General features: G+C 57.9%; 11 protein-coding genes. 5 read left to right on the forward strand and 6 right to left on the reverse strand.

Translation table 11 applies throughout. The features are described 5' to 3' along the window. Positions 1 to 73: 73 nt before the first annotated feature. The 3 genes from katG to argE form a co-directional block, all read right to left on the reverse strand. The gene (gene katG, locus AC4IBF_RS21175) at positions 74 to 2,254 is read right to left on the reverse strand and encodes a catalase/peroxidase HPI (protein ID WP_136196032.1); all 2,181 of its coding nucleotides are present in this window, start codon (positions 2,252 to 2,254) and stop codon (positions 74 to 76) included. A 147-nt stretch (positions 2,255 to 2,401) separates the two neighbouring features. After that, positions 2,402 to 3,289, reverse strand: coding sequence for a methylenetetrahydrofolate reductase (metF, locus tag AC4IBF_RS21180; RefSeq protein WP_023309676.1), 888 nt, complete (start codon positions 3,287 to 3,289; stop codon positions 2,402 to 2,404). Positions 3,290 to 3,551: 262 nt separating this feature from the next. Then, positions 3,552 to 4,703 (reverse strand): acetylornithine deacetylase, encoded by a 1,152-nt coding sequence (argE, locus tag AC4IBF_RS21185; protein ID WP_136196033.1) that lies wholly within the window; start codon positions 4,701 to 4,703, stop codon positions 3,552 to 3,554. Between the two features lie 88 nt (positions 4,704 to 4,791). Here argE and argC point away from each other — a divergent pair, with 88 nt between their 5' ends. From argC to argH, 3 genes are all read left to right on the forward strand, one after another. Beyond that, on the forward strand, positions 4,792 to 5,796 hold the full coding sequence (gene argC / locus AC4IBF_RS21190) for an N-acetyl-gamma-glutamyl-phosphate reductase (protein ID WP_111963965.1): 1,005 nt from the start codon (positions 4,792 to 4,794) through the stop codon (positions 5,794 to 5,796). 6 nt (positions 5,797 to 5,802) lie between these two features. Next, the gene (argB, locus tag AC4IBF_RS21195; RefSeq protein ID WP_090420882.1) at positions 5,803 to 6,579 is read left to right on the forward strand and encodes an acetylglutamate kinase; all 777 of its coding nucleotides are present in this window, start codon (positions 5,803 to 5,805) and stop codon (positions 6,577 to 6,579) included. Between the two features lie 77 nt (positions 6,580 to 6,656). Then, the gene (gene argH, locus AC4IBF_RS21200; RefSeq protein ID WP_039264229.1) at positions 6,657 to 8,030 is read left to right on the forward strand and encodes an argininosuccinate lyase; all 1,374 of its coding nucleotides are present in this window, start codon (positions 6,657 to 6,659) and stop codon (positions 8,028 to 8,030) included. A 55-nt stretch (positions 8,031 to 8,085) separates the two neighbouring features. On the opposite strand, the gene AC4IBF_RS21205 is transcribed toward argH, so the two are convergent. Beyond that, on the reverse strand, positions 8,086 to 10,518 hold the full coding sequence (locus AC4IBF_RS21205) for a bifunctional aspartate kinase/homoserine dehydrogenase II (RefSeq protein WP_115876989.1): 2,433 nt from the start codon (positions 10,516 to 10,518) through the stop codon (positions 8,086 to 8,088). A gap of 2 nt (positions 10,519 to 10,520) precedes the next feature. Continuing rightward, the gene (metB, locus tag AC4IBF_RS21210; RefSeq protein WP_045909121.1) at positions 10,521 to 11,681 is read right to left on the reverse strand and encodes a cystathionine gamma-synthase; all 1,161 of its coding nucleotides are present in this window, start codon (positions 11,679 to 11,681) and stop codon (positions 10,521 to 10,523) included. A gap of 276 nt (positions 11,682 to 11,957) precedes the next feature. Between metB and metJ the strand changes: the two genes are divergently transcribed. Further along, on the forward strand, positions 11,958 to 12,275 hold the full coding sequence (gene metJ / locus AC4IBF_RS21215) for a met regulon transcriptional regulator MetJ (RefSeq protein ID WP_015966498.1): 318 nt from the start codon (positions 11,958 to 11,960) through the stop codon (positions 12,273 to 12,275). Positions 12,276 to 12,323: 48 nt separating this feature from the next. Here the strand turns inward: metJ and rpmE are convergent, their stop codons facing one another. Further along, a complete protein-coding gene (rpmE, locus tag AC4IBF_RS21220) occupies positions 12,324 to 12,536 on the reverse strand; it encodes a 50S ribosomal protein L31 (RefSeq protein WP_003862040.1) in 213 nt (70 codons plus the stop codon). 200 nt (positions 12,537 to 12,736) lie between these two features. On the opposite strand from rpmE, the gene priA reads away from it, so the two are divergent. Next, positions 12,737 to 14,932, forward strand: a complete 2,196-nt coding sequence (gene priA / locus AC4IBF_RS21225; RefSeq protein ID WP_136196036.1) for a primosomal protein N' — start codon at positions 12,737 to 12,739, stop codon at positions 14,930 to 14,932. The last annotated feature ends 104 nt before the right edge of the window (positions 14,933 to 15,036 follow it).

Raw genomic sequence — 15,036 nt, forward strand, 5'->3', positions numbered from 1 at the left:
AAAAATCCCCGCATCGGCGGGGATTTTTTTGCCCGTAGGCCGGGTAAGGCGTAGCCGCCACCCGGCACAAGGGTTACTTCACGTCAAACCGGTCCAGATCCATTACCCTCGCCCATGCTGCAACGAAGTCGCGGACAAACTTCTCGTGTGCATCATCACTGGCATAAACCTCGGCCAGCGCGCGCAGCACGGCGTTTGAACCGAAGACCAGATCGGCGCGGGTGGCGGTATATTTCACTTCACCGCTGACGCGATCGCTTCCGGCAAACAGCTCATTTGATTCGTCGGTCGCCTTCCACTGGGTATTCATGTCCAGCAGGTTCACGAAGAAATCATTGCTCAGCACGCCTTCGCGGTTGGTGAACACGCCGTTCTTACTGCCATCAAAGTTGGCACCCAGCACGCGCAGGCCGCCGATCAGCACCGTCAGCTCCGGTGCGGTCAGCGTCAGCTGTTGGGCTTTATCAATCAGCAGGGATTCCGTCGTGGACACATCCACCTGCGCACGGTAGTTGCGGAAGCCATCAGCAACCGGTTCGAGCAGGTTAAACATCTCGATATCCGTCTGATCCTGACGCGCATCCACGCGTCCCGGCGTAAACGGAACGTTGACGTAAACGCCCGCCGCTTTTGCGGCCTGCTCAACGCCTACCACGCCCGCCAGCACGATAATATCGGCCAGAGAGGCTTTGTTGGTGGTGCGCTGGATAGCCTCCAGAGCCGGCAGCGCACGAACCGCTGCGGCGTTCACGTCCCAGTCACGCTGAGGAGCAAGCGCCAGACGCGCACCGTTGGCGCCGCCACGCTTATCGCCACCGCGGAAGGTCGATGCCGACGCCCAGGCCACAGAAACCAGCTCGCTCACAGAGAGGCCAGAGGCCGCAATTTCCGCCTTCAGGCTTTCAATGTCCTCTTTGGTCGGATTGAATACCGCCTCCGGCAGCGGGTCCTGCCAGATCAGATCTTCTTTCGGCACTTCCGGGCCGAGGTAACGCGATTTTGGTCCCATATCGCGGTGGGTCAGTTTGAACCACGCGCGCGCGAAGGCTTCGTTAAAGGCCTGCGGGTCGTTCAGGAAACGGCGGGAAATCTTTTCGAATTCCGGGTCAAAACGCAGCGTCAGGTCGGTAACCAGCATCGTTGGCTTACGTTTTTTGGACGGGTCGAACGGGTCAGGCATGATTTCCGGCGCATCCACGGCTTCAAACTGAATCGCTCCCGCCGGGCTGCGGGTCTGCACCCATTCGAATTTAAACAGGTTCTCGAAGAAGTAGTTGCTCCACTGGGTCGGAGTTTGTGACCAGATGACTTCCAGACCGGAGGTAATGGCATCAGCGCCCACGCCCGTACCGTGCGTGCTCGCCCAGCCGAGGCCCTGCGCTTCAATCGGAGAGGCTTCCGGGTCAGTACCCACGTGGGTGGCTTCACCCGCGCCGTGGGTTTTGCCGAGGGTATGGCCGCCTGCAATCAGCGCCACGGTCTCTTCGTCGTTCATACCCATGTTGCCAAAGGTGGCGCGAATCGCTGCCGCCGCTGACAGCGGTTCGCCGCTGGCGTTTGGCCCTTCCGGATTGACGTAGATCAGGCCCATTTCGGTGGCAGCCAGCGGACGCTTCGCCAGCGCTTCCGGGTCACGGTGGGTCAGCCAGGCTTTCTCATCACCCCAGTTCACGTCCAGATCCGGTTCCCAGACGTCTTCACGTCCGGCACCAAAACCAAAGGTGCGGAAACCCGAGTTTTCCAGCGCCACGTTACCCGCGAGGATAAACAGGTCAGCCCAGGAAATTTTTTGACCGTATTTTTTCTTGATGGGCCACAGCAGACGGCGCGCCTTATCCAGGCTTACGTTATCCGGCCAGGAGTTCAGCGGCGCAAAGCGCTGTTGACCGCGTCCAGCCCCACCGCGCCCGTCAACGGAGCGATAGGTACCCGCGCCGTGCCAGGCCATACGGATAAACAGGCCCGCATAGCTGCCCCAGTCGGCAGGCCACCACGGTTGAGAGTCGGTTAAGAGTGCTTTGAGGTCGCCTTTAAGGGCGGAGTAATCAAGTTTGCTGAATTCTTTGCGGTAGTCGAAGTCTTCACCCAGCGGGTTCGAACGATTGGAATGTTGGTTAAGAAGATCGATGCGGAGTTGTTTTGGCCACCAGTCGCGGCTGCCTGTACCTGCGCCCGCGCTGTGATCGACGCCGCCCTGGTGGAACGGGCATTTGCCGACTGATGCCGCTTTATTGGTCTCGTCTGACGTGCTCATCGCTATGCTCCCTTTTACAGTGTTACCGTTACGATATACACCACTAGCAATAAGTTATAGTTGAATTAATCCACAGATTCGATAGCTGATACCTTTTAACTTTTTCCCCTGTTAAAAAGCCCTCAATTTAAGAGGGCTTTTGGTGTTTTACGCGGGGCGAACGCCCAGAGTGTGGCAGATGGCGTAGCTCATCTCCGCACGGTTTAGCGTGTAGAAGTGGAAATCTTTCACTCCTTCACGGCTTAAAATTTTCACCATGTCCATCGCGATATTAGCCCCCACCAGCTTGCGGGTTTCCGGGTCATCGTCCAGCCCTTCGTACATTTTGGACATCCACAGCGGAATGCGGACATTGGTCATATCAGCGAATTTCTTCGCCTGCTTGAAGTTAGAGACCGGCAGAATACCCGGGATAATTTCAACGTCGATGCCCGCGGAGACGCAGCGGTCACGGAAGCGCAGATAGCTTTCGACATCGAAGAAGAACTGGGTAATGGCGCGATTCGCGCCGGCGTCCACTTTACGCTTGAGGTTAAGCAGATCGGCCTGGGCGCTTTTCGCTTCCGGATGCACCTCAGGATAAGCGGCAACGGAGATATCAAAATCAGCCACGTCTTTCAGCAGCGCGACCAGATCGGCGGCATACATGTCCGGCTTACCGCTGCCCGGCGGCAGATCACCGCGCAGTGCGACAATATGACGGATGCCGTTATTCCAGTAATCCTGGGCGATAGCCCGTAACTCGTCGCGGGTCGCGTCGATACAGGTGAGGTGCGGCGCCGCTTCCAGACCGGTACGATCTTTGATGCCTTTGATAATGCTGTGCGTACGATCGCGCTCGCCGGAGTTAGCGCCGTAAGTCACGGAAACGAACTTCGGCTTCAGGCTGCTGAGACGATCGATAGAGCTCCACAGGGTTTGCTCCATTTCACTGGTGCGCGGCGGGAAAAATTCAAAAGAGACGTTAATCTGACCGTTTACTTCGGCCAGGCTCTGATTCAGTGCTTCCCGCTGGTTGGCGTGAAAAAAGCTCATACCTCACCTCTATCAATCACATGTCGTTGTCTGTTGTCTTGTGAACTTCTATACGTTTAGACGTCCAGATGTAAAAATGACGGAAAAGCAGAGGGACGTCAACATAAATAATCAACAATAACGGTGAGGTTTGCTCAGACAAGATGAAGAAAGTTCATGATGGGGAGTGAGACACCCCCTGCCCAGGACCTTACTGCCCTTTGGGTAAAGGGGAAAAGACCGCACCAGGCAGTCTTCTCCCTATGGGGTGTACGGTGCGGTTTTAATGCCAGCAGAAGTGATGCACAACCTGAGTAATCAGTTCGCGGGTTGGCTTGATGAAGCGGGTTTCCAGATATTCATCCGGCTGGTGCGCCTGGTTGATGGAGCCGGGGCCAAGGACCAGCGTAGGGCAAAGCGTCTGAATAAACGGCGCTTCGGTGCAGTAGTTCACCACGTCGGTTTTCTCACCGAGCAGCTTTTCCACCACCTCAACCAGCTGATGGTCCGGCGGGCATTCGTAACCCGGGATCGGCGGATGCAGTTCGGAGACCGTCAGGCGGCCCGGCCAGCGCTCGCTCACCGGGGCCAGCGCCTCATTCAGCAGGCCGTCGAGATCGCTGAGGGTCATACCCGGCAGCGGGCGGATGTCCATATGCAGTTCGCAGCAGGCGCATATACGGTTCGAGGCATCGCCGCCGTGCAGGCTGCCGAGGTTCAGGGTCGGATACGGCACGGTGAACGCGTCATAGTGATAGCGCTCTTTCAGATCGTCGCGCAGGGCCATGATGCGCCCGATGGCGTCATGCATCAGCTCAATGGCGTTCACGCCGCGCGCCGGGTCGCTGGAGTGGCCGGACTGGCCGAGCACGCGCACGGCCGTAGAGATATGGCCTTTGTGCGCGCGAATCGGTTGCAACGACGTCGGCTCGCCGATGATCGCGCAATCCGGGCGAATCGACGTGTTTTCAGAGAAGTAGCGCGCGCCAGCCATGCTGGTTTCTTCATCAGCGGTCGCCAGAATGTAGAGCGGTTTTTTCAGCTTCGTCACGTCCACGTCACGCAGCGCGTCGAGGATAAAGGCGAAGAAGCCTTTCATGTCGGCGGTGCCCAAACCGTAGAGCTTGTTGTCATGCTCGGTCAGGGTGAACGGATCGCGCGTCCAGCGGCCATCGTCAAACGGCACGGTGTCGGTATGACCGGCCAGCAGCAGGCCGCCCGCACCGGTTCCGGTGCTGGCGAGCAGGTTAAATTTGTGGCGGGTTCCGGGAACGGGCTGAACCTCAACGTTAAACCCAAGATCGCTAAACCAACCCGCCAGCAGATTGATTAAAGTCTCATTGCTCTGATCCAGCGCTTCTTCCGTTGCGCTGATGGACGGTGTGGCAATCAGGGCGCGGTAGATCTCGATAAATGGCGGTAAGTTCATTTTCATTGTTGACACACCTTAGGTCGTGATAGTATCAATATTCATGCAATAAATGTGAATAAAAATACATTAACGTTGAGCATAAAGGAACCCGATGTTGAATACGCTGATTGTAGGCGCTAGCGGTTATGCGGGCGCAGAGCTTGTAAGCTACGTGAATCGCCATCCACATATGACCATAACCGCTTTGACCGTGTCAGCGCAAAGCAATGATGCAGGAAAGTTAATTTCCGATTTGCATCCGCAGCTTAAGGGCCAGGTCGATCTGCCGCTGCAGCCCATGTCTGACATCAGCGAGTTTACCGACGGCGTCGACGTGGTGTTTTTAGCCACCGCGCACGAGGTCAGCCACGACCTGGCGCCGCAGTTCCTGGCGGCTGGCTGCGTGGTCTTCGACCTCTCCGGCGCGTTCCGCGTTAACGACGGCGCGTTCTACGAAAAATATTACGGTTTCACCCATCAGCATCCGGATCTGCTGGAAAAAGCGGTGTACGGCCTGGCGGAGTGGAGCGCTGACAAACTGAAAGAAGCTGACCTGATTGCCGTTCCGGGCTGCTACCCGACTGCAGCGCAGCTTTCCCTGAAGCCGCTGATCGACGCAGGCCTGCTGGATCTGAGCCAGTGGCCGGTGATTAACGCCACCAGCGGCGTGAGCGGTGCAGGCCGCAAGGCGGCGATCTCCAACAGCTTCTGCGAAGTGAGCCTTCAGCCGTATGGCGTGTTTAATCACCGTCATCACCCTGAAATCACGACGCATCTGGGCGCGGACGTCATTTTCACCCCGCACCTGGGCAGCTTCCCGCGTGGGATCCTCGAAACCATCACCTGCCGCCTGAAACCGGGCGTGACCAAAGAGCAGGTGAACGAGGCCTTCACGCAGGCGTATGCGGACAAACCGCTGGTGCGCCTGTACGACAAAGGCGTGCCGGCGCTGAAAAACGTGGTCGGTCTGCCGTTCTGCGATATCGGCTTTGCCGTTCAGGGTGAGCATCTCATCGTGGTGGCCGCAGAAGATAACTTACTGAAAGGCGCTGCCGCACAGGCAATGCAGTGTGCAAATATTCGTTTCGGTTTCCCGGAAACGCAGGCTCTTATTTAAGGTGTGATGATGAACCCATTAATTATCAAACTCGGTGGTGTACTGCTGGATAGCGAAGAAGCGCTGGAGCGTCTGTTTACCGCGCTGGTGAACTATCGCGAGTCACATCAACGTCCGCTGGTGATTGTGCACGGCGGCGGCTGCGTGGTGGATGAGCTGATGAAAGGGCTCAACCTGCCGGTGAAAAAGAAAAACGGCCTGCGCGTGACGCCTGCTGACCAGATTGACATCATTACCGGCGCGCTGGCGGGTACGGCGAACAAAACGCTGCTGGCGTGGGCGAAGAAACACCACATCGCGTCCGTTGGCCTCTATCTGGGCGATGGCGACAGCGTAAAAGTGACCCAGCTCGACGAAGAGCTCGGCCACGTTGGACTGGCGCAGCCTGGTTCGCCTAAGCTGATTAATACGCTGCTGGAAGGGGGTTTCCTGCCGGTGGTGAGCTCAATCGGCGTGACCGAAGAGGGCGAGCTGATGAACGTCAACGCTGACCAGGCAGCAACCGCGCTCGCGGCAACGCTGGGCGCGGATCTGATCCTTCTCTCCGACGTGAGCGGCATTCTGGACGGCAAAGGCCAGCGCATTGCGGAAATGACGGCTGAGAAAGCCGAGCAGCTGATTGCCCAGGGCATTATTACCGACGGCATGATCGTCAAAGTGAACGCCGCGCTGGATGCCGCACGCACGCTGGGCCGCCCGGTGGATATCGCCTCCTGGCGTCACGCTGAACAACTGCCTGCGCTGTTCAACGGTACGCCGATTGGCACGCGTATTCTGGCGTAATCGATTTAACGTTTTGTAGGCCCGGTAAGCGCAGCGCCACCGGGCAATGAAATTCAAAGATATTAAGGAAGCATGTTATGGCACTTTGGGGTGGGCGTTTTACACAGGCAGCGGATCAGCGGTTCAAACAGTTCAACGACTCTTTGCGCTTCGACTACCGCCTGGCCGAACAGGATATTGTCGGCTCTGTGGCCTGGTCCAAAGCGCTGGTGACGGTTGGCGTACTGACCGCAGACGAACAATTACAGCTGGAAGAAGCGCTGAACAATCTGCTGGAAGAGGTGCGTCTTAACCCGCAGCAGATCCTCGAAAGCGATGCTGAAGATATTCACAGCTGGGTGGAAGGCAAACTTATCGACAAAGTCGGCCAACTGGGCAAAAAGCTGCACACCGGACGCAGCCGTAACGACCAGGTCGCCACCGATCTGAAGCTGTGGTGTAAAGATACCGTTGGCGAACTGCTGGCGGCTAATCGTCAGCTGCAGAGCGCACTGGTGGAGACCGCGCAGAACAACCAGGACGCGGTGATGCCGGGTTATACTCACCTGCAGCGCGCCCAGCCGGTGACCTTTGCGCACTGGTGTCTGGCCTACGTCGAGATGCTGGCGCGTGATGAAAGCCGTCTGCAGGACACCCTTAAACGTCTGGACGTCAGCCCGCTGGGCAGCGGCGCGCTGGCCGGTACCGCTTACGAAATCGACCGTGAACAGCTGGCAGGCTGGCTGGGCTTTGCCTCCGCCACCCGTAACAGCCTGGACAGCGTGTCTGACCGCGACCACGTGCTGGAGCTACTTTCCAATGCCTCGATCGGGATGGTGCACCTGTCGCGTTTTGCCGAAGACCTGATCTTCTTTAACTCTGGCGAAGCGGGCTTCGTCGAGCTGTCCGACCGCGTGACCTCAGGCTCATCCCTGATGCCGCAGAAGAAAAACCCGGACGCGCTTGAGCTAATTAGGGGTAAATGTGGCCGCGTGCAGGGCGCGCTGACCGGCATGATGATGACCCTGAAAGGGCTGCCGCTGGCGTATAACAAAGACATGCAGGAAGACAAAGAAGGACTGTTCGACGCGCTCGACACCTGGCTGGACTGTCTGCATATGGGCGCGCTGGTGCTGGACGGCATTCAGGTGAAACGTCCGCGCTGCCAGGAAGCGGCGCAGCAGGGCTATGCGAACTCTACCGAGCTGGCGGATTATCTGGTGGCGAAAGGCGTACCTTTCCGTGAAGCGCACCATATCGTGGGTGAAGCGGTAGTGGAAGCTATTCGTCAGGGTAAACCGCTGGAAGATTTGGCGCTGGCCGACCTGCAGAAGTTCAGCGCGGTTATCGGGGATGATGTGTATCCGATTCTTGCGCTGCAGTCTTGCCTGGATAAACGTGCCGCGAAAGGCGGCGTGTCGCCTAAGCAGGTGGCGCAGGCGATAGCGGATGCGAAAAACCGTTTGGTTTAATCTGTCCTGACTGGTGCCCTCTCCCCCTATGCGGGGAGAGGGCCAGGGTGACGAGTTACAGCAGCTTAGCCAGACGGTTGATGTCGGACTGAATGGCTCCTGCGGTGACATCGCGCCCGGCGCCAGGACCGCGGATTACCAGCGGGTTATCGCGATACCAGCGGCTTTCGATGGCGAAGACGTTATCGCACGGCAGCAGCGCCGCCAGCGGATGCTCAGGACGCACCGCCTCGACGCCGACTCGCGCTTTTCCGTTAGCCTCAAAACGCGCCACATAGCGCAGTACCAGCCCCATCTCGTTCGCCGCTTCCAGACGCTGAACCATCTGCTCGTTAAGCTCTTCACCATTTTCAAAGAAATGGTCCACAGAACCTTCTTCACAGCCGGCAGGCACCAGTGATTCGACGCGTACGGAATCCGGTTCGATGTCGTAACCAGCTTCACGCGCCAGGATTACCAGCTTACGCATCACGTCTTTACCGGAAAGGTCAACGCGCGGATCGGGTTCCGTTAAGCCCTGCTGCCACGCCTGATCCACCAGGTCGGTGAACGGTACGGTGCCGTCAAACTGCAGGAACAGCCAGGAGAGCGTGCCGGAGAAGATACCGCTCAGCGCCAGAATGCTGTCGCCGCTTTCAATCAGGTCACGCACGGTGTGGTTAACCGGCAGGCCCGCGCCCACGGTGGCGTTATACAGCCAGTGACGGCCAGTTTTTTCAAACGCGTCGTGGATCTGACGGTATTTATCGGTGCTGCTCGCCCCCGCCAGCTTGTTGGCGCTGATGACGTGGAAACCGTGGCTGGCGAAATCAAGGTACTGATCGGCAAGCTGTTCGCTGGCGGTAACGTCCAGCACCACCAGATCGTCATACGGGTGCGCGCGCATCCACAGGAACAGCGACTCTTCATCCTGCTCAACCGCTTCATCGTTAAAGAAGGCAAGCGCGCGGCTGGCGTCCAGCCCTTCGTAGTTCAGCAGGCTGCGGCGACTGTCTACCACGCCCGCAAGAATAAATTCAAACCCGGTACGCGCCGAGAGCGTCACCTGTTCGCGGGCAAACAGCTCAAGCCAGCGGGAACCGATATTACCTTTCCCGAACAGCACCAGGCCGATGCGTTTTTCCGCGCGGAACAGGGAGGTATGCAGACCCTGAATCAGGCTTTCGGTTGGCCCTTTGCGCAGAACGGCAACCAGGCTGATGCCCTCTTCCGACTGCCAGGTGAACTCCACCGGCTGCCCTTTCAGCTGCTGCCAGAAGCGGTGGCAGTGCAGCGGGTTACGGGTGACGCCCGCGCCCACCATCGCCACCAGCGCCAGCCCCTGACGCAGGCGAAGTTCGCCCGGCAGGCCTGCTTCATCCAGAATTTTCAGCGCGCTGTCCGCCACTTCTGCGGTATAGCAGAACTGCAGCAGCTGGCGGTCATTGTGAACACCCACGGCCAGCGGACGCACCTGAGCACGTTTCAGGATCGTGTCGATCTCTTTATGCGCCAGCTTGAAGTCCTGCCCCGCAGGCACCTGGAACTCAATCAGGCAGATGTCGTCATGGCTGGTGACAATACGAGCCCCGGTACCGGACGCCAGCACGCGCTCAATGCGCGTGGAGCCTTGATCCGGGGTGTAACTGCAGCGCAGCTGGAGGTCGATATCGCTGCCGGAAACCGGCTGCAGCGTGCGCGCGTGCAGTACCGGCGCAGCCAGACGCGCCAGTTCACTGGCTTCATCCAGGCGCAGCAGCGGCAGCAGGCAGGCATCCTTAACTTTACGCGGGTCCGCGCTGTAAACACCGGCCACGTCGCTCCAGATGGTGACGCGGGACACGCCCGCCAGGGCACCAATCTGCGTTGCCGAGTAGTCCGATCCGTTACGGCCCAGCAGCACGGTTTCGCCCGCGTTGCTGCGGCTGATAAAGCCGGTGACGACAATACGTTTGCCCGGGTGCTGCACCAGCAGCTGTTGCAGCAGCGGGTAGGACAACCCTTCATCCACCTGCGGCTGCGCGGCGCGTTCGGCGCGCAGGAAATCACGCGCGTCGAGCCAGGCCGCTTCCACGCCCAGGTGTTGCAGCACGGCGGCCATCAGGCGTGCGGACCACACTTCACCGTGGCCCACCACTTCGGCATACACCGCATCGGTAATACCGCTGTCCAGCAGGGCAGCCAGACGCTCAAGGTCATGGGTGAAGGCACCGATCAGCCCGTCCGCCACGTCCGCAGGCAGCAGGCCGGCAATCAGCTCGCTCTGGTAACGACGTAAGGACTGTTGCACCTGATGCGCAGAAAGGCGATCGGTCTGGCTCAGTTTCAGCCAGCTAATCAACTGGTTGGTGGTGCTGCCCGCTGCCGAGACAACCATCATGTCACCCGGCTGTGAATATTCCGTCATGATCCCTGCAACGCGCAGGTAACATTTCACATCAGCAAGACTACTACCACCAAACTTGTGCAGCTGACGACCCTTCGCCCCTGCCTGCGCTATCACACTCATGATTACCCCTTGGCTGCGATCCGGAAGCCATTTTCCAGATCGGCAATTAAATCTTCAGAATCTTCAATGCCGGTTGAGATACGCAGCAGCGTCTCAGAAATCCCGGCGGCGGCACGTGCTTCCGGTGCCATACCTGCGTGCGTCATGGTTGCGGCGTGGGAGATCAAGCTTTCAACCCCACCTAAGGATTCCGCCAGCGTAAACAATGACAGCCCGCTCAGGAAGCGACGCAGCGTTTGCTCGTCACCGTCCAGTTCAAAACTTAACATCGCGCCAAACCCTTTCTGCTGGCGCGCGGCAATCTCGTGCCCCTGATTTTCCGGCAGCGACGGGTGATAAAGCTTTTTCACCAGCGGCTGGGTTTTCAGGAAATCGACAATCGCCTGGGCATTGCGCTGCGCCACGTCCATGCGCGGCGAAAGCGTGCGGATGCCGCGCAACAGCAGATAGCTGTCGAAGGCGCCCGCGGTGACGCCAATGTTATTGGCCCACCATGCCAGTTCGGTGACAACATCCGGATCTTTGGCAATTACCACGCCTGCCACTACGTCAGAATGGCCGTTCAGATATTTAGTGCATGAATGCAATACCAGATCGGCACCCAGTGCGAGTGGGTTCTGAAGGGCCGGACTGAGGAACGTATTATCCACTACACTTATCGCTCCCGCATCCCTTGCGAGCTGACAAATTTTCGCAATATCGACAACGCGCAACAATGGATTGCTTGGACTTTCCACCAGAACCAGCTTTGGTTTCTCTGCCAGAGCCTGTTTCAGCGCCTGTTCGTCGTTTTGATCGACAAACAGCACGCGATAGCAGCCGCGTTTTGCCAGGCTATCAAACAGGCGATAGCTGCCGCCGTAGCAATCGTGTGGGGCAACCAGCAGATCGCCCGGTTTCAGGAACACGGTGGTCACCAGGTGAATGGCGGACATCCCGGTATTGGTTAATACTGCCCCTGCGCCCCCTTCCAGTTCCGCAAGCGCGCGCTGGGTCACGTCACGCGTAGGGTTGCCACGACGCGAGTAGTCATGCGCGCGGGGTTCATTAAATCCGGTGAAGTTGTAGGTACTGGAAAGATGAATCGGCGGGACAACGCAGCCGTACTGCTCGTCATCATTTAATCCGCTACGCACTGCAATAGTGGCCTGTTTACGCGTCATGGTGAGGGCTTCCTGGCGAATGAGGTGAAAAGTCAGGCACCAGAGTAAACATTGAAAGTATGGACGTCAATACATCTGGACATCTAAACTTCTTTGCGTATAGATTGAGCAATGCGCAAATAGCCGTTAAAATTATATGCTTTAGTGCACGCTGCAGCGGCAATATCCGTGCCACGGTATCGTCTCTACGGTAAACTAGACAAGATTGCGGTTCAAAACGGGTGGTTACAGGTTTTGCACCTTTAGATAAATGACTGAGAGGATTAAAGGTATCTCATGGCTGAATGGAGCGGCGAATATATCAGCCCATACGCTGAGCACGGTAAGAAGAGTGAGCAAGTAAAGAAAATTACGGTTTCCATTCCTCTGAAGGTGTTGAAGATCCTCACCGATGAACGTACGCGTCGTCAGGTGAACAACCTGCGCCACGCGACCAACAGCGAACTGCTGTGCGAAGCGTTTCTGCATGCGTTTACCGGTCAACCGTTGCCGAACGATGAAGATCTGCGCAAAGAGCGTAGTGATGAAATCCCGGAAGAGGCGAAGGTGATCATGCGTGAACTGGGTATTGACCCGGAGACGTGGGAATACTGAGAAGCGGATACAAAAAAGGCACCTTGCGGTGCCTTTTTTTCGGGAAACTTATTTAGCGCCCGGGATGCTGAAACGCTTGTTGAAGCGGTCAACACGGCCACCGGTTGCAACGTCACGCTGCTTACCAGTGTAGAACGGGTGGCATTTGCCGCACACGTCCAGGTTCAGATCGTGACCCACGGTAGAGCGGATCTGGATAGAGTTACCGCAAGAACAGTTTGCAGTAATCATTTCGTATTTCGGGTGAATATCTTTTTTCATGGGAGAACCTCAGTTAAGGCCGCGTCGCTCTTCCAGCCCTAACGCCAGACACCACGCGATGTTGATTGTAAGTTCTTTGGCGTAAAGTACACCAAAGGCGGCGAATCATACAGAATTTGACCAACGTATGCAAACTGATCCGCACGCCGCTTTTACTAATGTGTATACTAACGCGCCACTTTTCAAGTCAGGAAGATTCGATGCCCGTCGCTCACGTTGCCCTGCCCGTTCCGCTTCCCCGCACCTTTGACTATCTGCTGCCCGACAGCATGAGCGCCAAAGCGGGCTGCCGCGTGACCGTGCCGTTTGGCAAACAGCAGCGCGTGGGGATCGTCGTCTCCGTCAGCGATAAAAGCGAGCTACCGCTTAATGAGCTGAAATCAGTCGTTGAGGTGCTGGACAGCGAGCCGGTTTACTCCACCAGCATATGGCGACTGCTGCTGTGGGCAGCGGATTATTATCATCACCCGATCGGCGACGTCCTGTTCCACGCTCTGCCAATTATGCTGCGTCAGGGCAAGAGCGCCAGCCATGCGCCAATGTGGTACTGGTTTGCCACGGAGGAAGGCCAGGCCGTCGACATCAACAATCTGAAGCGCTCGCAGAAGCAGCAGCAGGCGCTGGCGGCGCTGCGTCAGGGGAAAATCTGGCGGCATCAGGTCGACGAGCTTGAGGTCAGCGAAACGGCGCTACAGGCATTAAGAAAGAAAGGGCTAAGCGAACTGGCCAGCGAAGCGCCTGCTCTGAACGACTGGCGGGAGAGTTTCTCCGTTTCAGGGGATCGCCTGCGTCTGAATACCGAACAGGCCACCGCTGTAGGCGCGATTCATAGCGCCTCCGATCGTTTCTCTGCCTGGCTGCTGGCGGGGGTCACCGGTTCCGGCAAGACCGAAGTCTACCTGAGCGTGCTGGAAAACGTGCTCGCTCAGGGGAAACAGGCGCTGGTGATGGTGCCGGAAATTGGCCTGACGCCGCAAACCATCGCCCGATTTCGCGAACGCTTTAACGCGCCGGTTGAGGTGCTGCACTCCGGCCTGAACGACAGCGAACGCCTCAGCGCCTGGCTGAAAGCGAAAAACGGCGAAGCGGCGATTGTGATCGGCACCCGTTCATCGCTGTTTACGCCGTTTAAAAATCTTGGCGTTATCGTGATCGACGAAGAGCACGACAGCTCCTATAAACAGCAGGAAGGCTGGCGCTATCATGCCCGCGATCTGGCGGTCTATCGCGCGCACAGCGAGCAAATTCCCATTATTCTGGGTTCCGCCACGCCGGCGCTCGAAACGCTGCACAACGTGCGCCAGCGTAAATACCACATGCTGCGCCTGACGCGTCGGGCGGGTAATGCCCGTCCGGCCATTCAGCACGTGCTGGATCTGAAAGGTCAGCAGGTTCAGGCGGGGCTAGCGCCCGCGCTGATTACCCGCATGCGCCAGCATTTGCAGGCGGGGAATCAGGTCATTTTGTTTCTGAACCGCCGCGGATTCGCCCCTGCCCTGCTGTGCCACGACTGCGGCTGGATTGCCGAATGCCCGCGCTGCGACCACTACTATACCTTCCATCAGGCCCAGCGGCATTTGCGCTGCCACCACTGCGACAGCCAGCGTCCGGTGCCGCGCCAGTGTCCGTCATGTGGTTCAACGCATATTGTGCCGGTCGGTCTGGGAACGGAACAGCTTGAACAGGCGCTTGGTCCCTTCTTCCCGGACGTGCCGATTTCGCGTATCGACCGGGACACCACCAGCCGCAAAGGCGCGCTCGAACAGCAGCTGGCGGAAGTGCATCGCGGTGGCGCGCGCATCCTGATTGGTACCCAGATGCTGGCTAAAGGTCACCATTTTCCGGACGTGACGCTGGTCGCCCTGCTGGACGTGGACGGCGCGCTGTTCTCGGCAGATTTTCGTTCAGCCGAGCGCTTCGCCCAGCTTTATACCCAGGTAGCCGGACGTGCAGGACGCGCCGGTAAACAGGGCGAAGTGGTGTTGCAAACGCACCACCCGGAGCACCCGCTGCTGCAAACCTTGCTGCACAAAGGCTATGACGCCTTTGCCGAGCAGGCGCTGGCCGAGCGCCAGACTATGCAGCTACCGCCGTGGACCAGTCACGTCATCATCCGCGCGGAAGATCATAACAACCAGCAGGCGCCACTTTTCCTGCAGCAGCTGAGAAACCTTCTGCAGGCCAGCCCGCTGGTGGATAATCAGCTGTGGATTTTGGGCCCGGTGCCCGCCCTCGCGCCAAAACGCGGCGGCCGTTTCCGATGGCAGATTTTGCTCCAGCACCCTTCGCGTGTTCGTCTTCAGCATATCGTCAGCGGCGCGCTGGTGCTGATTAATACCTTGCCCGAAGCGCGAAAAGTGAAGTGGGTGCTGGACGTCGACCCCATCGAAGGCTGAAGCTGGATCGAAAAATTTAACTCTCCTCACATTTTTTATGAAAATTCTGTAACCGATTCCATTAACAATCTGTAAAAATGGTGATGTCAGAAGTTCGGTGTTCA

The sequence above is a fragment of the Enterobacter sp. Taxon_8 genome (assembly GCF_058354585.1).

Bases quoted from the DNA above. Each gene is read 5' to 3' on its own strand.
- priA (WP_136196036.1), top strand. From the start codon at position 12,737: ATGCCCGTCGCTCACGTTGCCCTGCCCGTTCCGCTTCCCCGCACCTTT.
- argE (WP_136196033.1), bottom strand. From the start codon at position 4,703: ATGAAAATGAACTTACCGCCATTTATCGAGATCTACCGCGCCCTGATT.
- metJ (WP_015966498.1), top strand. From the start codon at position 11,958: ATGGCTGAATGGAGCGGCGAATATATCAGCCCATACGCTGAGCACGGT.
- metB (WP_045909121.1), bottom strand. From the start codon at position 11,681: ATGACGCGTAAACAGGCCACTATTGCAGTGCGTAGCGGATTAAATGAT.
- argB (WP_090420882.1), top strand. From the start codon at position 5,803: ATGATGAACCCATTAATTATCAAACTCGGTGGTGTACTGCTGGATAGC.
- argC (WP_111963965.1), top strand. From the start codon at position 4,792: ATGTTGAATACGCTGATTGTAGGCGCTAGCGGTTATGCGGGCGCAGAG.
- metF (WP_023309676.1), bottom strand. From the start codon at position 3,289: ATGAGCTTTTTTCACGCCAACCAGCGGGAAGCACTGAATCAGAGCCTG.
- argH (WP_039264229.1), top strand. From the start codon at position 6,657: ATGGCACTTTGGGGTGGGCGTTTTACACAGGCAGCGGATCAGCGGTTC.
- rpmE (WP_003862040.1), bottom strand. From the start codon at position 12,536: ATGAAAAAAGATATTCACCCGAAATACGAAATGATTACTGCAAACTGT.
- AC4IBF_RS21205 (WP_115876989.1), bottom strand. From the start codon at position 10,518: ATGAGTGTGATAGCGCAGGCAGGGGCGAAGGGTCGTCAGCTGCACAAG.
- katG (WP_136196032.1), bottom strand. From the start codon at position 2,254: ATGAGCACGTCAGACGAGACCAATAAAGCGGCATCAGTCGGCAAATGC.